Source organism: Plantibacter sp. AC185 (genome assembly GCF_979258065.1).
The window spans coordinates 2169362-2191619 of the sequence record NZ_OZ409831.1; the positions used below are offsets into that span (position 1 = coordinate 2169362).

Genomic DNA, 22258 nt, shown 5'->3' on the forward strand with positions numbered 1-22258 from the left:
GGTGACGACCAGCGGCGCCGGCGCAGCGCTCTCCCACGTGGGTAAAGTGCGCTCAAACAACCAGGATTCCGGATACTCCGGGCACCACCTGTTCGTCGTCGCCGACGGCATGGGTGGCCACGCCGGCGGTGACGTCGCCTCGGCGATGGCACTCAACCGCATCATCGAGGCCGACGAACCGTATCCGTCCTCCGAAGCCGCTGAGGCGACGCTCCAGTCCGCGATCCTCGCGGCGAACTCCATCCTGGGCGACACGGTCTCGAAGCACCGCGAGCTGACCGGCATGGGCACCACGGTCTCCGCGCTCGCGGTCATCGGCAACGAGGTCGCCATCGCCCACATCGGCGACTCCCGCATCTACCTCTTCCGTGAGGGCGAGCTCAGCCAGATCACGGTCGACCACACGTTCGTCCAGCGTCTCGTGGACTCCGGCCGGATCACGGCGGAGGAGGCGATGGTCCATCCCCGCCGATCCGTGCTGATGCGCGTCCTCGGCGACGTCGACGCCTCCCCCGAAATCGACACGATGACGCTCGGAACGCAGCCGGGTGACCGCTGGATCCTCTGCTCGGACGGTCTCTCGGGCGTGGTCGACGAGACGCACATCACGGCGACCCTCACCGAGCAGCTGTCGGCGCAGCGCACTGCCGAGAAGCTCGTCCGGCAGAGCCTGGACCGCGGTGCACCGGACAACGTCACCGTCGTGGTCGTCGACATCGTCGACGAGCCGGTGAGTGACGGTGAGCCCGTCGTCGTCGGTTCGGCCTCGAAGCCCGTGGCCTTCGCGCTCACCCCGTCGGTGAAGAAGCCGTCGCTCATCCCCAACAGCTGGCTGCACCCGGGGCGGGTCACCTCGCTCGGCAACTCGCACTTCGAGCCCGCCTCCGAGGATTACCTCGACGAGCTCATCGAGGAGGACGAGCGCCGCGCGAGACGTCGGCGCATCACCTGGCTCGTCGGTCTCATCGTGGTCATCGTCGCGATCGTCGGTGGTGTCGTGCTCGGGTACGCGTGGACCCAGACCCGCTACTTCGTCGGCGGCGACGACGACACGGTGGTCATCTACCAGGGCATCCAGCAGGACGTCGGCCCCATCAAACTGTCGAACGTCAAGGAGGACACCGGCATCCCGCTCGGCTCACTCTCCGACTTCGACCGCCAGGCCGTCGACCAGACCATCAGCGCGTCCTCGTTCACCGAGGCCCTCGACATCGTGAAGCGATTGCGGGTGACCGATGACCAGTGACGTCGCAGCCCCCATCCAAGCCGATACCGGCGTCATCAAGACGATGCGCCGACTCCGGCTGCCGAAGAAGCTCCGCAACCTGGAGCTCGCGCTCCTCATCTTCGCGTTCGCCATCAACGCGGTCGCGGTCATGCTCGTGCAGCTCGGCGCCCTCGGGCACCTCGACTTCGCCCTGATCACCTTCGGCTCGGGCCTGTCACTCCTGGTCCTCGCCTTCCACATCGTGCTGCGCTACACCGCGGCGGAGGCCGACCCCTTCCTGTTACCGATCGCCACCGTGCTCGGCGGCGTCGGCATCGCTGAGATCTACCGGATCGACATCGCCCTCGGCGACTCCGGTTGGGCGAGCGCCGCGGTCCGACAGATGGTGTGGAGTGCGATCGCGATCGCCGGGGCCATCGCCGTGGTCCTGATCATCCGCAACCACCGCGTGCTCTTCAAGTACACGTACATCGCCGGCCTCTTCGCCTTCGTCCTCCTCCTGCTGCCCCTGCTGCCGGGCATCGGTCGGGAGGTCAACGGCGCCCGCGTCTGGATCGGCATCGGCGACGCGGTCACCTTCCAGCCCGGCGAGATCGCGAAGATCGCTCTCGCGGTCTTCTTCGCCGGTTATCTCGTGCGCACGCGCGACAGCCTCTCGATGGTCGGCAAGAAGTTCCTCGGGATCCAGTTCCCCCGTCTGCGCGACCTCGGCCCGATCCTCGTGGTCTGGGCGATGGCGATGGGCGTGATCGTCTTCCAGCGCGACCTCGGAACCGGTCTGCTCTACTTCGGCATGTTCCTCGTGATGCTGTACGTCGCGACGAGCCGCGCCAGCTGGATCATCATCGGCCTGACGATGTTCTTCGCCGGTGCGTTCATCGCCGGCCAGACCCTCTCCTACGTCGCCGGTCGGTTCCACAACTGGTGGGACGCCTTCAACCCGGAGGTCTTCGACCGCGACGGCGGCAGCTACCAGCTCGTGCAGGGCATCTTCGGCCTCGCCCACGGCGGACTGCTGGGCACCGGGCTCGGCCAGGGCATGCCCGAGATCACGCCCGTCCCGCAGAGCGACTACATCATCGCCAGCCTCGGTGAAGAGCTCGGTCTGGCCGGCCTCTTCGCGATCTTCGCGCTCTACCTGCTGCTCGTCTCGCGGGGCTTCCGAGTCGGCTACGCCGGTACCGACGACTTCGGCAAGCTCCTCTCGATCGGCCTGGCGTTCACCGTCGCGCTGCAGGTCTTCGTCGTCGTCGGCGGCGTGACCCGCATCATCCCGCTCACGGGGCTCACCACACCCTTCCTGGCGGCCGGCGGGTCGTCGCTCGTCGCGAACTGGATCATCATCGCCGTCCTGCTCCGCATCTCCGACACGGTCCGAACCCAACCCAAGGCGGTGGTCTCATGAATCGCGAACTCAAGCGGGTGAGCATCGTCGTCCTGGCGATGTTCCTGGCGCTCTTCGGGTCGACCACCATCATCCAGATGTTCCAGGCCGACACCCTCAACGCCGACGGTCGCAACACCCGGACGCTCTACGACAGCTACCGGACGGAGCGGGGGCCCATCCTGCTCACGGACGGCACCGCCATCGCTTCGTCGGTCGCGAGCGACGACGAGTACAAGTACCAGCGCGTCTATGCCAACGGCCCGCTGTACGCGCCCGTCACCGGCTACTTCTCGCCCACCCAGGGCTCGTCCGGTCTCGAACTCGCGACGAACGACCTCCTCAGCGGCACGTCGAACTCCCAGTTCCTCGACTCCATCAACCGGCTCATCTCCGGTCAGGCCCCGAAGGGTGCCGCGGTCGAGGTCACCTTGGACCCCGTCGTTCAGCAGGCCGCCTTCGACGCACTCGGCGACCAGGAGGGCGCGATCGTCGCCATCGAGCCGAAGACGGGCAAGATCCTCGCCTCGGTGTCGAGCCCCGGCTACGACCCGAACGTCCTGGCCAGCCACGACAACGCGGCCGTGCTCGACGCCTATCGGACCCTCGACGATGACGACCGCCAGCCGCTCCTCAACAAGGGCGTCGACGGCGACCTCGATCCGCCCGGTTCCACGTTCAAGCTCGTCACCGCGGCCGCGGCGTTCGCCTCGGGCGACTACACGCCGGAGTCGGAGTTCCCGAACCCCTCCACCTACACGCTGCCCGGGACGAGCACCGTCATCCGCAACTCCGAGGGCGGAAGCTGCGGCGGCGGGGCGACGGTGTCCATCGCGAGGGCCGTCGAGCTCAGCTGCAACATCCCGCTCGCGGAGCTCGGCGTCGAACTCGGCTACGAGAAGATCCGCGACATGGCGCAGAGCTTCGGCTTCAACATGGACGTCAACATCACCGGAACGGGACTCAACCCCATGCCGATGCAGCCGAGCACCTTCCCGAACGCGCTGAGCGACGACCAGACCGCCATGGCCGCCTTCGGGCAGTACACCGTGCGGGCCTCGGCACTCCAGATGGCCATGGTCTCGGCCGGCATCGCGAACGGTGGCATCGTCTGCAACCCGCAGCTGGTGAACCGCGTCGTGAACCCCGATCTGAGCGTCCTCAAGGAGTTCGAACCGGCGCAGCTGTCGCAGCCGATCTCGAGTTCGGTGGCCAAGCAGATCACGGACATCATGGTCCAGGGCGTCCAGAGCGGTGCTGCGACTAATGCAAGAATAGATGGGGTCGATGTGGCTGGAAAGACAGGCACGGCACAGAACGGATCCGACGATCCGTACACGCTGTGGTTCACCGGTTTCGCGCCTGCGGACGACCCGAAGGTCGCCGTGGCGGTCGTTGTTGAAGATGGCGGTGGACTCGGACAGGACGGTTACGGCAACCTCGTGGCCGCTCCGATCGCGAAGAAAGTACTAGAGGCGGTGCTGAACAAATGAGACCGACAGCCGGGCTGACCTTCGGAGGTCGCTACGAACTGCAATCTCGCATTGCGATCGGTGGCATGGGCGAGGTGTGGCAGGCCACTGACCTGGTCATCGGCCGGACCATCGCCATCAAGATCCTCAAGGACGAGTACATGGGGGACCCCGGGTTCCTCGAGCGGTTCCGTGCTGAGGCACGGCACGCCGCGCTCGTGAACCACGAGGGCATCGCCAACGTCTTCGACTACGGCGAGGAGGATGGCAGCGCGTTCCTCGTCATGGAACTCGTGCCCGGTGAGGCCCTGTCCACCGTGCTCGAGCGCGAGCGTGTCCTGCCCACCGACAAGGTGCTCGACATCGTCGCGCAGACCTCGTCGGCACTCCAGGCCGCGCACGCCGCAGGCCTCGTCCACCGTGACATCAAGCCGGGCAACCTGCTCATCACGCCGGACGGTCGCGTCAAGATCACCGACTTCGGCATCGCCCGCATCGCCGACCAGGTGCCGCTCACGGCCACCGGTCAGGTCATGGGCACCGTGCAGTACCTCTCGCCCGAGCAGGCGAGCGGGCACCCAGCCTCGCCGTCGACGGACATCTACTCGCTCGGCATCGTCGCGTACGAGTGCCTCGCCGGACGCCGTCCGTTCACGGGCGAGTCGCAGGTCGCCATCGCGATGGCGCAGATCAACGAGCAGCCGCCGGAGCTTCCCGTCACGATCGCCGAGCCGGTCCGCCGGTTCGTCATGTCGATGATCGCGAAGAACCCGGTCGACCGTCCGGCATCGTCCGCCCACGTCGCGCGCGCCGCTCAGGCGCTCCGTCGAGGCGACCTCAACGCCGCGGCCGCAGCCGTGCCGATGATCCTCGGTGGGGCCGGCGACGCCGCGACCACCGTGATGGACCAGACCCGCCGGATGCCCGCAGCCGACGACGCGACCACGCAGTTGCTGTCCGCCGCCGAGGCGGACCAGCTCGAGGACGACGTCGAGGGCGAGGGCGAGGGCGAGAAGAAGAAGCGCAGCAAGTGGACCTGGCCGCTCATCGGTCTGGTCGCGTTGCTCGTCATCGTGCTGGTCGGTTCGCTGATCGCCGTGTTCGCCAACCAGGGCAACGATGCCGGGGGCACCACGCCCCCGCCGACGACGTCCGCGGCGCCGAAGCCGACGAAGACCCCGACGCCCACACCGACGCCCACGCCCACGGTGTTCCCGATCAACCTGAGCGACCTCCAGGGCCGGTCCTTCGACGAACTCAACACGATCTTCAGCGCGCCGCCGTACAACTTCAGCGTGTCGAAGAACGTCGGCAATGCCGCGACCTCGCCGGAGCAGGTCAACACGGTGTACGACGTCAACCCGACGGGTAACGTGAAGACCGGGTCGGCGATCACCCTCACCGTGTACGGGGAGATCGCGGTCATCGACCCGCCCACGGAGGCGCCGAAGTTCGACCAGTCCGTCCTCAACGACGCTGGTCAGCTCGAGATCCCGAAGGATGCCGCGTCGACGACGATCCGTGTCGACTGGCTCGCGGTGCAGAACGCCTGCCCGAGCGGAACCGATTTCCTGGGCTACACCGTGACCGTTACGGGCGGAACGTTCCAGAACAACACCTCGGGTGAGTTCGACGCCAACACCACGTTCGGTACGGTCACCGTGGACACCCCCGGATCCCTGTCGGCGACGTACGCGGTACGGTGCAGTACAGGCACATCGTCGGGTTCCCCCGCACCGTCGCCCATCACCGTCGTCAAGGCGACTTCCTAGTACCGCTTCGAGTGCTCTCAGGGGCATCCCTGAGAGCACTGGAAGCGTGCCCGGGTAAGCTGTTAGTGTTTGTCCTCCAAGCGAATTCAGGGGTGGTACGTGGCTGACGATCAACGCCTGCTCGCAGGCCGATACGTCGTCGGCGACCTCATCGGTCGCGGGGGCATGTCCAACGTCTTCCGCGGCGTCGACACCAAGCTCGGTCGCACCGTCGCCATCAAGGTCCTGAAGTCCACGCTCGCCACCGACCCCGCATTCCGCTCCCGTTTCCGTCAGGAGGCGCAGGCCGCCTCACGGATGGCGCACCCCACGATCGTCCGGGTCTACGACGCCGGCGAGGAGCGGGTGAAGGACGGATCCGGTCACGACCTCATCGAGCCCTTCATCGTCATGGAGTACGTCGAAGGGCGCATGCTGAAGGACCTCATCGCCGAGGGCCCCGTCGCGTCCGACGAGGCGGTGCGCATCGCGCACAGCATCCTCACCGCGCTGGAGTACTCCCACCGAGCCGGCGTCGTGCACCGCGACATCAAGCCGGGCAACGTCATGATCACCACGGCCGGCGACGTCAAGGTCACCGACTTCGGCATCGCGCGCGCCGTCTCCGATTCGTCCACGACGGTCGCCCAGACGACCGCCATCCTCGGCACGGCCGCGTACTTCTCGCCCGAGCAGGCCAAGGGCGAAACGGTCGACGCCCGGACCGACCTCTACTCCACCGGCGTCGTCCTCTTCGAGATGCTGACGGGCAAGGCGCCCTTCCGCGGCGACACCGCCGTCGCCGTCGCGTACCAGCACGTGAGCGAGCGCCCGGCGAAACCGAGCTCGATCAACCCGAAGGTGTCGCCGGCACTCGACCAGGTCGTCCTCCGAGCCCTCGCGAAGGATCGCTTCGAGCGGTACCAGAGCGCCGTCGAGTTCCGTGAGGACCTCGACGAAGCCGGAGCCGGCCATGTCCCGGTCCGACGCGACGACCACGACTCGCTGTTCGGCCCATCTCCGACGGCGGCGTCCAGCACCGAGCAGGCGATCCGTCAGCTCACCTCTGACGACACCGTGACGCGAACTCAGCGCCGGCCACCGGTCGTGTGGATCTGGGCTGCCATCGCCGGTATCGCCGTCATCCTGTTCTCACTCGTGTTCTGGGTGGTGCAGCTCCCGCCCGCGACAAGCATCTCCACGGACTCCCGAGAGGTGCCGGATCTCGTCGACGCCACGTGGGAGAGCGCGAACAGCACGATCGAGCAGCTCGAGCTCGTCCCCACCAAGTTCGACGAAGCGAGCAGCGACTACGATGCCGGGCACGTCATCCGCACCGACCCGCCAGGCGGCACCACGGTCACGAAGAACACGCAGATCAAGGTCTACGTGTCGACCGGTCGCGCTCAGGTCGAGGTACCCGACGTCACCAACCAATCCTCCGAGGCCGCGTGGGCCGCGGTCACCGCTGCCGGCCTCACCCAAGGCTCCGTGACCCGCGAGAACTCGCCGACCGTGCCGGCAGGTGTCGTGCTGCGGATGGATCCCGGAGCGGGTACCTCCGTCGACCAGGGGTCCACGGTGAACCTCGTCGTCTCCAGCGGGAACGTCACGCTGACGGACGTCGTCGGGCAGCCACTCCTCGACGCGACGAACTACCTGCAGGATGCGACGAGGCAGTTCACCGTGCAGCCGCAGGCCGACGCGACGTGCAAGGCCGTCGCCGGCGACCCGGTGACGGCCATGTCACCCGCACCCGGCGACATTCCGCAGAAGTCGGTCATCACACTCACCTACTGCACCGGTCCGTAGGCTCTCCGGTCCCTGAGCCTGTCGAAGGGCCTACCGGGTCATGAGCGGACTGAGCCCTCGTGCCCGCTGATGCGCACCGGTGAGCCCGGCCGTCTCGAGCCAGTTCGCCAGGAGCTGGTAGCCGCCCTCGGAGAGCACCGACTCCGGATGGAACTGCACGCCGTGGATCGGGGCGTCACGATGGCGGAGGCCCATGATGACGCCGCCGGTCGTCCGGCTCGTCACGACGAGCTCCTCGGGAACGCTGCCGTCGACGACGGCCAGCGAGTGGTACCGGGTGGCGTTGAACTGCTGCGGGATCCCGCGGTAGAGGGCACTACCGTCGTGTTCCACGAGCGAGCTCTGCCCGTGCATCAGCTCGTCGGCGGTGTGCACGGTCGCTCCGAACGCCTCGGCGATCGCCTGGTGGCCGAGGCACACCCCGAGGAGCGGTGTCCCGGTGCGGTACACGGCGCGCACGGTGGCCAGCGAGATCCCGGCGTCACCGGGCCGGCCGGGTCCGGGCGAGACGAGCACGCCGTCGAACTCGAGGATCCGCTGCTCGAGGTGGTCGAGCGCGATGCCGTCGTTCTGCACGACGAGGGTCTCTGCACCCAGTTGTTCGACGTACCCGTTCAGCGTGTAGACGAAGCTGTCGTAGTTGTCGATGACCAGGACGCGGGTCATTCGTCGCCGACGGTCACATTCTGATCGACGATGAACGAGTCCACGTAGGGGAACACCCACGTGAAGAGGGCGGCCACGATCGCCACGAACAGGACGACGAGGATGATGATCCTCAGCCAGACGGGTCCGGGCAGGACCCTCCAGAGTGCGCCGTACATCGTCAGCCTCCAGCGGCCGCGACGGACGCGGCGATCTCGGCGGGCGGCCCGGCGGACAGCGGCTGCCAGGACTCGTACACCGCGTAAGCGATACTGCGTTCCGCCGTCGAATACAGCGGGTTGCAGGTGGTCAGGGTGAGGATGCGCTGCGTGGGTGCGACGCCGTCCACCTGTGGGACGGGATTGAGGACGTCCACCTGGGTGGGCAACACGTAGGTGATGTTCCGGAACACGTAGGTGTAATAGCCGTCGGCCGTCTGGACGTAGACCTTGTCGCCGATCTGCAGGTCACTGATCAGGGTCATCGCGCCGCCGTAAGCCTTGCGGTGACCGGCGACGACGAAGTTGCCGACCTCTCCGGGCATCTGGGTGCTCGGGTAGTGACCGACGCCGAGGTCGAAGCTGTTGAGGACGGTCGCGGTGTCGACACCCTCGGCGACGACGCGGCGGTAGTCGGCGCCGTACCGCGGCACGTAGAGCACAGCGAACGGGTCGCCCGGCGCGGGCCGGGCGGTCACGGGCGGCTCACCGTAGTTCGGCGCGCCGGTCGCATCGACGGTCGGTTCGGGCGCCGGAGCGCTCTCGGCGTTCTTGATCCACTCCTGCGACTGGTTCGACGCGGCGTTCGCCTGGCTGCCGGCCATGATCATGTCGTTCCACCAGAGCTGCCAGGCGAGGAACAGCAGGACCACCATGCCCGCGGTGATGAGCAGCTCCCCGGCCACCCCGAAGACGCTGATCCGGTGCTTCGACGGCGCTCTGCGCTCAGCGGCGCGTGCGCTCGCTCGCGAAGGTAGGTCGTCGGTCACGCATGGATTCTACCGAGAAGAACCCGGGATCGGCTGATCCCCAAGGCACCGATTGGGGTGAACAGGTAGAATGTCGGCATGGCACGCACGAAGTCACGAAGCAAACCGTCCCGCGAACCCGAGCAGACGAGCGGCGAACCCGCACCGAACGCGGTCTGGTTCAAGCCGGTCATGTTCGGCTTCATGCTCCTCGGCCTCGCTTGGATCGTCGTCTACTACCTGAGCGGCACGCTGCTCCCGATCCAGTCGCTCGGCCCATGGAACATCCTCGTCGGCTTCGGCATCGCTTTCATCGGCTTCCTCATGACCACCAGGTGGCGCTAGCCTCTCTCACTTCACGTCGTGCACAGCGGGTCGTCCTCTCGGACGGCCCGCTGTTTCGTTGTACTCGGGATCCGGCGTATCGAGTTCTCCACAGGAATGTGGAGAACTTCCGAGTTATCCACATGCCGGTGTGGAGAACCGCAGGGAGTCCCGGAAACACGGGGAACCACACCGGTGTAATTATCCCCAGTGTTCATAACTCTGTGGATAACTCGAGAAACCTTCAACGTCTGCTGCACGGTTGTGGCGCGCCGCCGGGCGCACCACTGGTCGACGCGGGTCACCGGGCAGCACCCGGTCACGGATCCGAACCCGGTCACCGAGCCACACCCGGTCACCGAGCCACACCCGGTCACCGAGCCACACCCGGTCACCGAGCCAAACCCGGTCACTGAGCCAAACCCGGTCACTGAGCCTGACGAAGTGCGGTCCCGCTCAGAGCAGGGCGGGCAGGAGGCTGGCGCCCACGAGGACGACGCTCGAGACGCCGATCAGGACTGCCTGGAGGGGCTGCTGCGTCCGCTTGCGGGTGTTGACGAGGATGAGGCCGATGAGGGCGCCGCCGACGAGCCCGCCCAGGTGGGCCTGCCAGGCGATGTTCACGCCGGGGATGAAGCCGATGACGAGGTTGATGCCCAGGAGCACCAGCAGCCCGCGGGTGTCGGCACCCATGCGTCGCTGGATGACGAGGAACGCCCCGAGGAGCCCGAAGATCGCGCCCGAGGCGCCGACGACGGCCGTCCTCGGGTCGGCGAGGAACAGGACACCGACCGAACCGGCGAACCCGGCGACCAGGTAGAGCGCGAGGAACCGCCAGTGCCCGAGCATCGTCTCGAGGATCCGGCCGAAGATCCAGAGCGTGTACATGTTCAGCAGGATGTGGAAGATGAACCCCTGCGAGTGCACGAACACGGCGGTCAGCATCCGCCAGGGCTGGAAGGCACCGTACGACGGGTCGGAGTACACGCCGGCGTAGAGGAGCGCGTTCGTGACGCCGAGCCCGGGGATCCACTGCAACAGGAACACGAACGCCGTCACGGCGATGATCGCGTACGTGACGATGGGGGAGGAGTTGCTGATCCTCGCGCCGAGACGGTTGCGGGGGGCGCTCTGTCGTTGCGCCTTCATGTCCTCCGGACAGATGAAACCGACTGCCCCGGGCGTCTGGCACTCTCCACAGATCGTCCGACCGCAACGCTGGCAGAGCACGAAGCTCTGTCGGTCGGGGTGGCGATAGCAGAAGTTGGCCGACGGATCCCGGGGCAGGGTCACGGTCTGTCCTCCGAGCGGGGCCTAGGCCTCGGAGATGGTGACGCTCTCGAGGACGACGGGCTCGATCGGCTTGTCGCCGGCACCGGTCGGGACGGCCTGGATGGCGTCGACGACCGCGCGGGACTCGGCGTCGGCGACCTCACCGAAGATGGTGTGCTTGCCCTGGAGCCACTGCGTGGGAACGGTGGTGATGAAGAACTGCGAACCGTTCGTGCCCTCGACGGCGCCCGTGATGGCGTTGCGGCGCTTGCCGGCGTTCGCCATGGCGAGGATGTAGGGCTCGTCGAAGTTGAGCTCCGGGTGGATCTCGTCGTCGAAGTTGTAGCCCGGGCCACCGGTGCCGGTTCCGAGCGGGTCGCCGCCCTGGATCATGAACGCCGGGATGATGCGGTGGAAGATGAGGTCGCTGTACAGCGCGTCGTTCCGGGTCTGGCCCGTCTTCGAGTCCGTCCACTCGCGCCCGCCGGTCGCCAGGTCGGTGAAGTTCTTGACCGTCTTAGGAGCGTGGTCCCCGAAGAGGTTGACCTTGATCTCACCGTGGTTGGTGTGCAACGTGGCGACTGCGGTGTGCTTTGACATACTCCCAATTCTTGCACAAGGGTTCGGGACTCTCGGATGGTATCCAGGGGTCTAAGTGGCAAGATGGAGGTTACGTTGTTGCCGCGATCATTGGAGATGACCACATGAGCCTGTCACGCAAGCGCCGGAAAGAGCTCAAGAAGCTCAAGGGTTCCGCTGCCGACCTCTGGGACTCCCAGCAGGATGTCCTGAACCACGCCAACGAAGTCGCTCGTGAGGTGAGCCGTCAGCTCGGGAACTTCTCGAAGGAGCAGGTGGTCCCCGTCGTGCGCGACACCTACGAGCACCGCGTCGTCCCGACGGTCGACCGGGGGATCAAGGTCTCCCGCAACGCCGTCGACGGCGTGCGCAAGGGCATCTCGGATGGCGTCGTCCCCGCTGTCGGTGGCGTCGTCGGTACGGTGCTGAGCATCGGCGACATCGCCAAGGACACCCGCGTGCAGGCGGCCCTCCGTCGCCTCCACGTCCCCGAGCAGGTGCTGCCCGCCAAGAAGGGCGCGAGCGCCGGTACCGTCATCGCGATCGGCCTCGGCGTCCTCGCCGCTGCCGGTGTCGCCTACGCCGTCTGGCAGACGTTCCGCGCAGACGACGAGCTGTGGGTCTCCGACGAGGAGCCTGCCGCTTCCTGATCTCGCTTCGCACGACGCAGCCCCTCGCCGGTTCCGACCGGGGAGGGGCTTCGTGTTGTGACGGCTGTGCTCAGATGAGGCCGGCGAAGCGTCGTCCGACGTCGACGAGGCTGACGCGGTCGAGTGAGCCGACCTCCTCGAGCGGGTACCACGCGGCGTAGTCGGTGCTGCCGTCGGCCTCGTAGGTCAGCGTGCCGCCGGTGAGGTGCGCCCGGTAGACGATGCGCAGCGTGTGGAGCGGCCCGGTGGCCGTCGTGCTGAGGCGACGCTCCGCCGGCACGACCTGCGAGTCGACGCCGATCAGGTCGTCGAGCTCGGCGTGGTAGCCGGTCTCCTCGAACACCTCGCGGACCGCAGCATCGGCCGGGTCCTCACCGGGGTCGATCCCGCCGCCCGGGAGCGTCCATCCGCTGTGTCCGCTCTCGTTCCAGTGGGAGAGGAGCATGCCCCGTTCGTCGACGATGACGGCATATGCAGCGACGCGGATATCCATGCCGCCAGCCTAACCGCCGGTCCCCGCGACAACGGAGAACGCCCCCGGCGTCTGCCGAGGGCGTTTCTGGACTGTGGAGCCTGGGAGAATCGAACTCCCGACATCCTGCTTGCAAAGCAGGCGCTCTACCAACTGAGCTAAGGCCCCGGATGGAGCAGATCCGGGGATCCGATCCAATCGGTGTGTTACTGGTCGTGCAGGGTGGGGCTACCAGGACTTGAACCTGGGACCTCTTCGTTATCAGCGAAGCGCTCTAACCGCCTGAGCTATAGCCCCGTTTTGAACCTTGTTGAGACTACCCGATTCCCGCCGCAACTCATAATCGAGCGGCGCCGCACTGGGCGGCGCCGTCCCGACGGAGCGTCAGTTGTTGGTGAACCCGACGAGGAGGCCACCCGTGATCTTCACACTGAGGTTGTAGAGCCCCGCGAGAAGGGCTCCCATCAGCGTGATGACGATGAGGTTGAGCAGCGCCACGATGCCGGCGAAGGCCATGACCTGCGGCAGGTTGACGTACTGCAGGATGTTGTTCCCCGGGCCGGCGATGTCGGTGAACAGGCCACCGACCTTCGTGAAGACACCGGTGGTGTTCAGCACCGTGTAGACGAGGAAGAAGAACACCACGATGACCACGGCGACCGCGATCGCCGCCAGGAACGACAGCTTCACCGCCGACCAGAAGTCGATGTACACCAGCTTCAGGCGCACCTGCTTGGTGCTGGTGCGTTTGGTCGACTTCTTGGCCAACTTCTCTGCGACGCTACTGCTCATCTACTTCTTCCTTCATCGCCGGAGTCTCGTCCGGCACGGATGCCTCGGGTTCTGCACCCTCCGTGGCGGCTGCGTCTGCAACCGTCTCCGGAACATCCTGGGTCTCAAGGTTTCGGTCACTGTTCTTGGCCAGCGCGATGATTCGGTCGCTCTCCGCGAAACGTGCGAAGACGACGCCCATCGTGTCGCGCCCCTTCGCTGGAACTTCGGCCACGGCAGACCTTACCACCTTGCCACTGGCAAGAACCACAAGGACCTCGTCGCTCTCATCGACGATCAACGCGCCCGCGAGCGTGCCTCGATCGTCGTTCAGCTTGGCCACCTTGATGCCCAGACCGCCGCGGTTCTGGCCGCGGTACTGGTCGATGTTGGTGCGCTTCGCGTAGCCGCCCTCGGTCACGACGAAGACGAACGCCTCGCGTTCCTCACCCTCGACTGACGGCAGCACCGACGCCGAGAGCAGCTTGTCGTCGTCGCGGAAGTGCATGCCGATCACGCCGCTCGTCGCTCGTCCCATCGGCCGCAGGGTCTCGTCGCTCGCCGTGAAGCGGATCGACATACCCTTGCGGGACACCAGCAGGACGTCGCTGTCGTTCTCCACGAGCAGTGCGGAGGTGAGCTCGTCGCCCTCGCGCAGGTTGATCGCGATGATGCCGCCCGAGCGGTTCGTGTCGTACTCCGAGAGCGCCGTCTTCTTGACGAGGCCGTCGTGTGTCGCGAGGACCAGGTACGTCGCGGCCTCGTAGTCGCGGATGTCGAGGATCTCGGCGATCTCCTCATCCGGCTGCATGGCGAGCAGGTTGGCGACGTGCTGGCCCTTGGCGTCGCGGCCGGCCTCCTGCAGCTCGTAGGCCTTCGCGCGGTACACGCGGCCCTTCGTGGTGAAGAAGAGGAGCCAGTGGTGCGTCGTCGTCACGAAGAAGTGGTCGACCACGTCGTCCGCGCGCAGCTGGGCGCCCTTGACACCCTTGCCGCCGCGGTGCTGCTGACGGTAGTTGTCGCTGCGCGTGCGCTTGATGTACCCGCCGCGCGTGACCGTGATGACCATCTCCTCTTCGGGGATCAGGTCTTCCATGTTCATGTCGCCGTCGAAACCGAACATGATCTCGGTGCGACGGTCGTCGCCGTACTTGTCGACGATCGCGGTCAGCTCCTCGCTGACGATCTCGCGCTGGCGGACCGGCTTCGCGAGGATGTCCTTGAGGTCGGCGATCTGCGCTTCGATCTCGGCGGCCTCGTCGATGATCTTCTGACGCTCGAGGGCGGCGAGACGACGCAGCTGCATGTCGAGGATCGCGCTGGCCTGGAGCTCGTCGATCTCGAGGAGGTCCATGAGGCCCGTGCGCGCCTCGTCGGCGGACGGCGAACGGCGGATGAGCGCGATGACCTCGTCCAGGGCGTCGAGCGCCTTCAGGTAGCCGCGGAGGATGTGTGCGCGCTCCTCCTTCTTGCGGAGTCGGAACACGGTGCGGCGGACGATGACCTCGACCTGGTGCGTCACCCAGTTGGTGATGAACCCGTCGAGCGGCAGCGTGCGCGGGATGCCGTCGACGATCGCGAGCATGTTCGCGCCGAAGTTGTCCTGCAGCTGCGTGTGCTTGTAGAGGTTGTTGAGGACGACCTTCGCGACCGCATCGCGCTTCAGCACGATGACGAGCCGCTGGCCGGTGCGACCGGAGGTCTCGTCGCGGATGTCGGCGACGCCGCCGAGACGGCCCTCCTTGACGAGGTCGGCGATCTTCAGCGCGAGGTTGTCGGGGTTCACCTGGTACGGGAGCTCGGTGACGACGAGGCAGGTCCGGCCCTGGATCTCCTCGACGTTCACGACGGCCCGCATGGTGATGGAACCGCGACCCGTGCGGTAGGCGTCCTGGATGCCCTTGATACCGAGGATCTGCGCGCCGGTCGGGAAGTCCGGCCCCTTGATGCGCTGCATGAGCGCCTCGAGGAGCTCTTCCCGGCTGGCCTCGGGGTTCGCCAGGTGCCACAGGGCACCGTCGGCGACCTCGCGGAGGTTGTGCGGCGGGATGTTCGTGGCCATGCCGACCGCGATGCCGACGGAACCGTTGACGAGGAGGTTCGGGAAGCGCGCCGGCAGGACGACCGGCTCCTGGGACTCGCCGTCGTAGTTGGGTTGGAAGTCGACGGTCTCCTCGTCGATGTCGCGCACCATCTCCATGGCGAGTGGGGCCATCTTCGTCTCGGTGTACCGAGGGGCGGCCGCGCCGTCGTTGCCCGGTGAGCCGAAGTTGCCCTGGCCGAGCGCCAACGGGTACCGAAGGCTCCACGGCTGGACGAGGCGGACGAGCGCGTCGTAGATGGCCGTGTCGCCGTGCGGGTGGAACTGACCCATGACGTCGCCGACGACGCGCGCGCACTTGGAGAACGAGCGGTCGGGGCGGTAGCCGCCGTCGTACATCGCGTAGATCACGCGGCGGTGGACGGGCTTCAGACCGTCGCGGACGTCGGGCAGGGCGCGGCCGACGATGACGCTCATCGCGTAGTCGAGGTAGCTGCGCTGCATCTCGAGCTGCAGGTCGACCTGGTCGATCCGTCCGTGCACGCCGTGGTCCTCGTCCGGGACCGTGATCTCGTCGTTGGTTTCGTCTGCCATGTGTCTACTGACTCTTTCGATTGCGGAGCTGAACGATCTTCGCTCCCCGAGCTTGTCGAGGGGCTATGTCGGGGCCGGACGGTCCTCGAGGCTGTCGCACTTCGACAAGCTCAGTGACCGGGCCGGCTAGATGTCGAGGAAGCGGACGTCTTTCGCGTTCTTCTGGATGAAGGTCCGGCGGGACTCCACGTCCTCGCCCATGAGTGTGGAGAAGATCTCATCGGCGGCCGCGGCGTCGTCGAGGGTGACCTGGAGGAGCGTCCGCGTCTGCGGGTCCATCGTGGTCTCCCACAGCTCCTTGTAGTTCATCTCGCCGAGACCCTTGTAGCGCTGGATCCCGTTCTCCTTCGGGATGCGCTTGCCCGAGGCGACACCGTCGGTGAGGAGGGCGTCGCGTTCGCGGTCGCTGTACACGTACTGGTGGTCGGCGTTCGACCACTTCAGGCGGTAGAGCGGCGGCTGCGCGAGGTACACGTATCCGAGGTCGACGAGCGGGCGCATGTAGCGGAACAGGAGGGTCAGCAGCAGCGTCGTGATGTGCTGGCCGTCGACATCGGCATCGGCCATGAGCACGATCTTGTGGTACCGCACCTTGTCGGGGTTGAAGTCCTCACCGATGCCGGCACCGAAGGCCGTGATCATGGCCTGGACCTCGTTGTTCGCGAGCGCGCGGTCGAGGCGTGCCTTCTCGACGTTGAGGATCTTGCCACGGAGCGGGAGGATCGCCTGGGTCTCCGGGTTGCGCCCCTGCACGGCGGAGCCGCCTGCGGAGTCACCCTCGACGATGAAGATCTCGGACAGCGACGGGTCCTTCGACTGGCAGTCCTTGAGCTTGCCGGGCATGCCGCCACCCTCGAGGAGGCCCTTGCGACGGGCCGTCTCGCGGGCCTTGCGGGCGGCGAGACGAGCGGTCGCGGCCTGCAGCGCCTTCCGGATGATCTCCTTGGCCTGGTTCGGGTTGCGGTCGAACCAGTCGTTGAGCTGCTCGCTGACGACCTTCTGCACGAACGCCTTCGCCTCGGTGTTGCCGAGCTTGGTCTTCGTCTGGCCCTCGAACTGCGGCTCGGAGAGCTTCACGGAGATGACGGCGGTGAGGCCCTCGCGGACGTCGTCGCCGGAGAGGTTGTCGTCCTTCTCCTTGAGGATGCCCTTCTCACGTGCGTAGCGGTTCACGAGCGTGGTGAGCGCCGCGCGGAACCCTTCTTCGTGGGTGCCACCCTCGTGCGTGTTGATCGTGTTCGCGTAGGTGTGGACGCTCTCGTTGTACGCCGTCGTCCACTGCATCGCGACCTCGAGCGCGATCTTGCGCTCGGTGTTCTCCGACTCGAAGGAGATGATCTCGTCGTGGACGAGCTCGGCACGCTTGGCCTTGTTCAGGTACTCGACGTAGTCCTCGAGACCGCGCTCGTAGAAGAAGACGTCCTTGCGCTGCGAGTGTGCCGCCGAGTTGTCGTCGACGTCGTCGGCCTCGATGGCGTCGCGCAACGGACGCTCGTCGGCGAGCTCGATGCGGAGGCCCTTGTTGAGGAAGGCCATCTGCTGGAAGCGGGTCCGGAGCGTCTCGTAGTCGAACTCCGTCGTCTCGAACGTCTCGGCGGACGGCCAGAAGGTGATCGTGGTGCCCGTCTCGGAGGACGGCTCGTCCTCGTGGAGCGGGGCGTCGGGGACACCGTGCTGGAAGCTCTGGCGCCAGACCGAACCCTGACGACGGACCTCGACGGAGAGGCGCGTGGACAGTGCGTTGACGACGGACGAACCGACGCCGTGGAGCCCACCGGAGACCGCGTACCCGCCGCCGCCGAACTTGCCGCCGGCGTGCAGGATGGTCAGGACGACCTCGACGGTCGACTTCTTCTCCACCGGGTGGATGTCGACCGGGATGCCTCGACCGTTGTCGATGACGCGGACGCCGCCGTCCTCCAGGATGGTCACGAGGATCGTGTCGCAGTAGCCGGCGAGGGCCTCGTCCACGGAGTTGTCGACGATCTCGTAGACCAGGTGGTGCAGACCACGTGGACCGGTGGACCCGATGTACATACCGGGCCGCTTCCGGACGGCTTCGAGACCTTCGAGAACCTGGATGGCACTTGCGCCGTAATCAGAGTCTTGGGCGTGCGTGTTGGGTTCTGATGTCATAGGAAAAGAGGGCTCCAAACCGTCGAGATTCGACCGTTCCATCCTACCAAACAGACCCCGTGAAGCCGCGAGAAAACGCCCGTTTGAGGCACTTTTCCATGCCCGGAGGCCGTATTTGCCTCCCTAGCCGTAAGTATCGCGTGGACCACGCCCTGGGATCGACCTGGGGCCTCTTTTCCAGGAGGGTGCTCCGGGGCCCTGGAAACGGATCGTGTCGACACCGGCATCGGGATAGCGTTCGGCGATGCGGACGAGGATCTCATGGCGCATGTGCCGCAGTTGCGTCGCCCAGGCCGTGGACTGGCATTGGACGATCAGGACGCCGTCCGCGATCGACACCGGTTCGGAGTATCTGGCGGTGTCCTCGCCGCACAACTCCGCCCAGTTCCCGAGGACCTCGTGCTGAGCGAGCGGCGAGTTCCATCCGAGTCCGGCGGTCAGTGAATCGATGACCGTCCCGAGGCCCTTCGGGTCGCGACCGACACCGTACGGCACCGAGTCCTGCGGCCCCTCGGCCGAGCGTTCGCGGCGCTTGCGATCACGGGAGACCCGTTCGCCGCCGAAGATCTCCTTGAACCGGAGGTACACCGTGGCGGAGAGTTCCCCCGCTGGGTCGGCGTCCCGTCCGAGTCGCCGCGGCTCAGTCATGCGTCGACTCCGTGGGGAGCGGCTCGTTCACTGGGCCGGCAGCCTCGTCCGGACCGTCCACGATCCGTCCGGCCTCGATGCGCACGACGTGCGCGGTGAACCGTTCGGGGACGTCGTCGAACACGGCCGCGGTGATGATGACCTGGTCGTACTCCGCGACCGCGGCCGCGAGGCGTTCCCGGCGACGCGAATCGAGCTCGGCGAAGACGTCGTCGAGGATGAGCACCGGATCGCCGAGGGACGAGTCGGCACGGAGGAGCTCGGCTGAGGCGAGTTTGGCGGCGAGCGCGAACGACCACGATTCGCCGTGGCTCGCGTAGCCCTTGACCGGCAGCCCGTTGAGACCGAAGAACACGTCGTCTCGGTGCGGTCCGACGAGCGTCAGGCCCCGCTCGAGCTCGGCCGACCGGCGCTGCGCGAGCGCCGCACGGAACCGTTCCGCGATGCGCGCCAGATCGACGGGGGCGCCCGGCTCCACGCCCTCCGTGGGATCGGCGGCTGCCGACTCGTCCTCGGCATCGGTGCCGGCGATACTGAGCACGGGCAGGAGGACCGGTCGGTGATCGTCGCCGGCCACGGCCTCGTACGCTCCGCGCAGTGGTCCACCGAGCATGGCCAGGAGCTGCAGACGTTCGGCGATGATCTCCGTGCCGTACTGCACGAGTCGGTCGTCCCAGAGGTCGAGCGTCGCCAGGGGCCCGGATTTCAGCCCACGCGCCCTCGCCGATTTGAGGAGCGAGTTCCGCTGCTTCAGGGAGCGGTCGTAGTCGGCCATCACGCCGGCCAGCCGGGGGATCCGCTGCACGAGGAGCTGGTCGATGAACCGCCGGCGCGCCGACGGGTCGCCGCGGACGATCAGTAGGTCCTCCGGGGCGAACAGCACGGTGGACACGTATCGCGGCAGTTCGCGCGGCTTGATCTGGGACCGGTTCACCTGGGCGCGGTTGGCCGAACCCCGGTTGAGTTGCACCTCGGCGAGCAGCTCACGACCGTCGTGCACGATGCGCGCCCTGATGATCGCCGCGTCGGCACCGTGTCGGATGAGCGCCTGCTCGGAGGAGACCCGATGAGACCCGAGGCTGCTGAGGTATCCGATCGCCTCGACGAGGTTGGTCTTGCCCTGGCCGTTGCGACCCACGAACAGATTGGGTCCGGGTTCGAGCGCCACGTCGACCACCGCGTAGTTGCGGTAGTCGGTGAGATTCAAGTGCCGCACGATCACCACGTCACCCTACCGCCTCGCCCTGACGCCGAACGGGTCGGGGCGCCGTCGGACGTCCGAGCGCGCCCGTCACGACGACGCAGGGTGAACGAAATCGACCCTCCAGCGAAGCGGAAGGCTCCGGGAGGGTCGATTTCGTTCGTCAGGAGACGTCGTGTCGTCAGTCGTCGGCCTTCTTGACCGCGTGACCGCCGAACTGGTTGCGGAGTGCGGCGACCGCCTTCATGGCCGGCGAGTCCTCCTGGCGCGACACGAAGCGGGCGAAGATCGATGCCGAGATGGTCGGGACGGGCACCGCGTTCGCGATGGCCTCCTCGATCGTCCAGCGGCCCTCGCCCGAGTCCTCGACGTAGCCCTCGATCTGCTCGAAGTCCGGGTCCTCCTCGAGGGCGCGGACGAGGAGCTCGAGCAGCCAGGACCGCACGACGGTGCCGCGCTGCCAGGCCTTGAAGGTGCCGGGCACGTCCTTGATGATGTCCTCGCGCTTGTCGAGGAGCTCGAAGCCCTCGGCGTACGCCTGCATGAGCGCGTACTCGATGCCGTTGTGCACCATCTTCGCGTAGTGGCCGGCGCCGACCTCTCCGACGTGGACGAAGCCCTCATCGCGCGGGCCTTCAGGACGCAAGGCGTCGAAGACGGGCATGACCCGCTCCACCTGCTCCTTGGAACCGCCGACCATGAGGCCGTAGCCGTTGTCGACACCCCAGACACCGCCGGAGACGCCGGCATCGATGTAGTCGATGCCCTTCGCCGACAGCAGCTCAGCGTGCTTGAAGTCGTCCGTGAAGCGGCTGTTGCCGCCGTCGATGATCAGGTCGCCGGCCTCGAGCAGGCCGTTCAGCTCCTCGACCACGGAGTCGGTGATGGCCCCGGCGGGGACCATGACCCAGACCGTGCGAGGTGCCGGGAGCGCAGCGACGAGGTCGCTGATCGTCGCGACGTCGGTGACATCGGGGTTCCGGTCGAAACCGGTGACCTCGATGCCGTTCGCACGCAGACGCGTGCGCATGTTGTTGCCCATCTTGCCGAGACCGACGAGACCGATGTGCATGGTGGATCCTTTGCGTGTCAGCGCAGCAGCAGGTTCGGCTGCAGCAGGTACTTGTAGCTGTCGGCACCCGGCTGATCCTTGGAGGATTGGCTCGTGATGAGCATGGGTCCCGGCTTGTTCGTGTTCTCCGTCTTCGTGAACGAGAACCGCACGTACTCGCTCCGGACCGCGGTCAGACCGTCGATCAGGAACTGCGGCTTGAGGGAGAGCACGATGTCGTCGCCGGTGAGGAGGGCGTCGATGCCCTCGGATGCCTGCGCCTGCTCGGATCCGACGGCTTCGAGCGTGAGGCCGTCGATGGTGAAGGTGAAGCGGAGGGCCGCTTCGCGCTCGAGGACGAGCGACATACGCCTGGTCGCCTCGATGAGTTCCGCGGTGTTGATGATCGCGTAGTTGTCGGTCGTCTCGGGGAAGAGCCGCTTGACCGGCGGGAAGTTGCCCTTGATCAGCAGCGAGGTGACCGTCTTGCGGTCGGCCCGGAACGCGATGAGCTCGCGGTCGTCACGATTCGTGATCGCGACGTTGATGTTGCCGCTGTGGCCGAAGGTCTTGCCGACCTCCTGGAGCGTGCGGGCCGGCACGAGGGCGGTGATCGTCTCGCTGGAACCGTCGCCCTGGCCCGAGTCCCAGTCGATCTCGCGGACCGCGACCCGGTAGCGGTCGGTCGCGACGAGGCTGAGGCTCGTCTTGGAGACCTCGAGCTGCACACCGGTGATGACCGGGGTCACGTCGTCGCGGCTCGCGGCGACGGCGACCTGGCTCACTGCGGTGGCGAACTCGTCGGCGGGCACGAGACCGAAGTCGGCGTCGACCTGCGGGATCGTCGGGTACTCCTCGACGGGCATCGATCCGAGGGTGAACCGGGCCGAACCACAGGTGACCTCGATGCGGTTCTCGACCTTGCTGAACCGCACGGGCGCGTTCGGGAGTCGGCTGGCGATCTCCGAGAGCAGCCGGCCGTTGACGAGTGCCGTACCGGCCTCCTCGACCTCGGCCGCGATGCCGGTCTGGCTGGAGACCTCGTAGTCGAACGAGGACAGGATGAGACCGTCGTCACCGGCTTCGATGAGGATGCCGTTGAGGATCGGCAGCGTCGGGCGCTGCGGGAGCAGCTTCACTGCGAACGAGACGGCTTCGCTGAATACATCCCGGTTGACGCTGAATCGCACGACAAGTCCCCTGTCTCTGGCTCTCGATGACGTCACCAATGCTAGTGGGTCTGCTTCCGGGGTCGAGTGG

At 66.7% G+C, this 22258-nt stretch carries 20 protein-coding genes and 2 tRNA genes; 7 read left to right on the forward strand and 15 right to left on the reverse strand.

Annotation, left to right across the window (positions count from 1 at the left end):
* Window position 1: 1 nt before the first annotated feature.
* From ACZZZB_RS10315 to pknB, 5 genes are all read left to right on the forward strand, one after another.
* The gene (locus ACZZZB_RS10315) at window positions 2-1246 is read left to right on the forward strand and encodes a Stp1/IreP family PP2C-type Ser/Thr phosphatase (protein WP_229939185.1); all 1245 of its coding nucleotides are present in this window, start codon (window positions 2-4) and stop codon (window positions 1244-1246) included.
* Window positions 1236-2633, forward strand: a complete 1398-nt coding sequence (locus ACZZZB_RS10320) for an FtsW/RodA/SpoVE family cell cycle protein (RefSeq protein ID WP_079704333.1) — start codon at window positions 1236-1238, stop codon at window positions 2631-2633. Before ACZZZB_RS10315 ends, ACZZZB_RS10320 begins: the two co-directional genes overlap by 11 nt.
* Window positions 2630-4105 (forward strand): peptidoglycan D,D-transpeptidase FtsI family protein, encoded by a 1476-nt coding sequence (locus tag ACZZZB_RS10325; RefSeq protein WP_463529624.1) that lies wholly within the window; start codon window positions 2630-2632, stop codon window positions 4103-4105. Before ACZZZB_RS10320 ends, ACZZZB_RS10325 begins: the two co-directional genes overlap by 4 nt.
* Complete coding sequence (locus tag ACZZZB_RS10330) at window positions 4102-5856, forward strand: serine/threonine-protein kinase (protein ID WP_463529625.1); 1755 nt, start codon at window positions 4102-4104, stop codon at window positions 5854-5856. The genes ACZZZB_RS10325 and ACZZZB_RS10330 overlap by 4 nt, the downstream gene beginning before the upstream one ends.
* 99 nt (window positions 5857-5955) lie before the next feature.
* Window positions 5956-7647: a Stk1 family PASTA domain-containing Ser/Thr kinase gene (pknB, locus tag ACZZZB_RS10335; protein WP_463529626.1), complete on the forward strand. Its 1692-nt coding sequence runs from the start codon at window positions 5956-5958 to the stop codon at window positions 7645-7647.
* A 30-nt stretch (window positions 7648-7677) separates the two neighbouring features.
* Here the strand turns inward: pknB and ACZZZB_RS10340 are convergent, their stop codons facing one another.
* From ACZZZB_RS10340 to ACZZZB_RS10350, 3 genes are read right to left on the reverse strand one after another with little or no spacing between them, the layout of a single operon-like run.
* Window positions 7678-8313, reverse strand: coding sequence for an anthranilate synthase component II (locus tag ACZZZB_RS10340; protein ID WP_463529627.1), 636 nt, complete (start codon window positions 8311-8313; stop codon window positions 7678-7680).
* Entirely contained in the window at window positions 8310-8471 is a 162-nt protein-coding gene (locus ACZZZB_RS10345; protein ID WP_463529628.1) for a hypothetical protein, read from the reverse strand. The genes ACZZZB_RS10340 and ACZZZB_RS10345 overlap by 4 nt, the downstream gene beginning before the upstream one ends.
* Window positions 8472-8473: 2 nt before the next feature.
* The gene (locus ACZZZB_RS10350) at window positions 8474-9280 is read right to left on the reverse strand and encodes a class E sortase (protein ID WP_191939953.1); all 807 of its coding nucleotides are present in this window, start codon (window positions 9278-9280) and stop codon (window positions 8474-8476) included.
* A gap of 78 nt (window positions 9281-9358) precedes the next feature.
* Between ACZZZB_RS10350 and ACZZZB_RS10355 the strand changes: the two genes are divergently transcribed.
* Window positions 9359-9604, forward strand: coding sequence for a cell division protein CrgA (locus tag ACZZZB_RS10355; protein ID WP_064294026.1), 246 nt, complete (start codon window positions 9359-9361; stop codon window positions 9602-9604).
* A 435-nt stretch (window positions 9605-10039) separates the two neighbouring features.
* On the opposite strand, the gene ACZZZB_RS10360 is transcribed toward ACZZZB_RS10355, so the two are convergent.
* Both ACZZZB_RS10360 and ACZZZB_RS10365 read right to left on the reverse strand, forming a co-directional pair.
* Entirely contained in the window at window positions 10040-10732 is a 693-nt protein-coding gene (locus tag ACZZZB_RS10360) for a rhomboid family intramembrane serine protease (RefSeq protein ID WP_463529629.1), read from the reverse strand.
* Window positions 10733-10897: 165 nt separating this feature from the next.
* Window positions 10898-11455 (reverse strand): peptidylprolyl isomerase, encoded by a 558-nt coding sequence (locus tag ACZZZB_RS10365; RefSeq protein ID WP_064294028.1) that lies wholly within the window; start codon window positions 11453-11455, stop codon window positions 10898-10900.
* A gap of 104 nt (window positions 11456-11559) precedes the next feature.
* On the opposite strand from ACZZZB_RS10365, the gene ACZZZB_RS10370 reads away from it, so the two are divergent.
* Window positions 11560-12084, forward strand: coding sequence for a hypothetical protein (locus ACZZZB_RS10370; RefSeq protein ID WP_079704327.1), 525 nt, complete (start codon window positions 11560-11562; stop codon window positions 12082-12084).
* A 70-nt stretch (window positions 12085-12154) separates the two neighbouring features.
* On the opposite strand, the gene ACZZZB_RS10375 is transcribed toward ACZZZB_RS10370, so the two are convergent.
* From ACZZZB_RS10375 to dnaN, 10 genes are all read right to left on the reverse strand, one after another.
* The gene (locus tag ACZZZB_RS10375; RefSeq protein ID WP_079704326.1) at window positions 12155-12577 is read right to left on the reverse strand and encodes an NUDIX hydrolase; all 423 of its coding nucleotides are present in this window, start codon (window positions 12575-12577) and stop codon (window positions 12155-12157) included.
* 74 nt (window positions 12578-12651) lie between these two features.
* A tRNA-Ala gene (locus ACZZZB_RS10380) sits at window positions 12652-12724 on the reverse strand.
* 55 nt (window positions 12725-12779) lie between these two features.
* Window positions 12780-12853 (reverse strand) — tRNA-Ile (locus ACZZZB_RS10385).
* Window positions 12854-12940: 87 nt separating this feature from the next.
* Window positions 12941-13348 carry a DUF3566 domain-containing protein gene (locus ACZZZB_RS10390; RefSeq protein WP_056010202.1) on the reverse strand — a complete coding sequence of 136 codons (408 nt, stop codon included), beginning with the start codon at window positions 13346-13348 and terminating at the stop codon, window positions 12941-12943.
* Window positions 13338-15962, reverse strand: coding sequence for a DNA gyrase subunit A (gene gyrA, locus ACZZZB_RS10395; protein ID WP_079704324.1), 2625 nt, complete (start codon window positions 15960-15962; stop codon window positions 13338-13340). The genes ACZZZB_RS10390 and gyrA overlap by 11 nt, the downstream gene beginning before the upstream one ends.
* Window positions 15963-16088: 126 nt before the next feature.
* On the reverse strand, window positions 16089-18098 hold the full coding sequence (gene gyrB / locus ACZZZB_RS10400; protein ID WP_064294034.1) for a DNA topoisomerase (ATP-hydrolyzing) subunit B: 2010 nt from the start codon (window positions 18096-18098) through the stop codon (window positions 16089-16091).
* A gap of 123 nt (window positions 18099-18221) precedes the next feature.
* Window positions 18222-18746 (reverse strand): DciA family protein, encoded by a 525-nt coding sequence (locus ACZZZB_RS10405; RefSeq protein ID WP_137242931.1) that lies wholly within the window; start codon window positions 18744-18746, stop codon window positions 18222-18224.
* Window positions 18739-19968 (reverse strand): DNA replication/repair protein RecF, encoded by a 1230-nt coding sequence (gene recF, locus ACZZZB_RS10410; protein WP_463529630.1) that lies wholly within the window; start codon window positions 19966-19968, stop codon window positions 18739-18741. The genes ACZZZB_RS10405 and recF overlap by 8 nt, the downstream gene beginning before the upstream one ends.
* A 160-nt stretch (window positions 19969-20128) precedes the next feature.
* Window positions 20129-21019, reverse strand: a complete 891-nt coding sequence (gene gnd, locus ACZZZB_RS10415; RefSeq protein WP_064294036.1) for a phosphogluconate dehydrogenase (NAD(+)-dependent, decarboxylating) — start codon at window positions 21017-21019, stop codon at window positions 20129-20131.
* A 17-nt stretch (window positions 21020-21036) separates the two neighbouring features.
* Entirely contained in the window at window positions 21037-22188 is a 1152-nt protein-coding gene (gene dnaN / locus ACZZZB_RS10420; protein ID WP_064294037.1) for a DNA polymerase III subunit beta, read from the reverse strand.
* Window positions 22189-22258 lie beyond the last annotated feature (70 nt).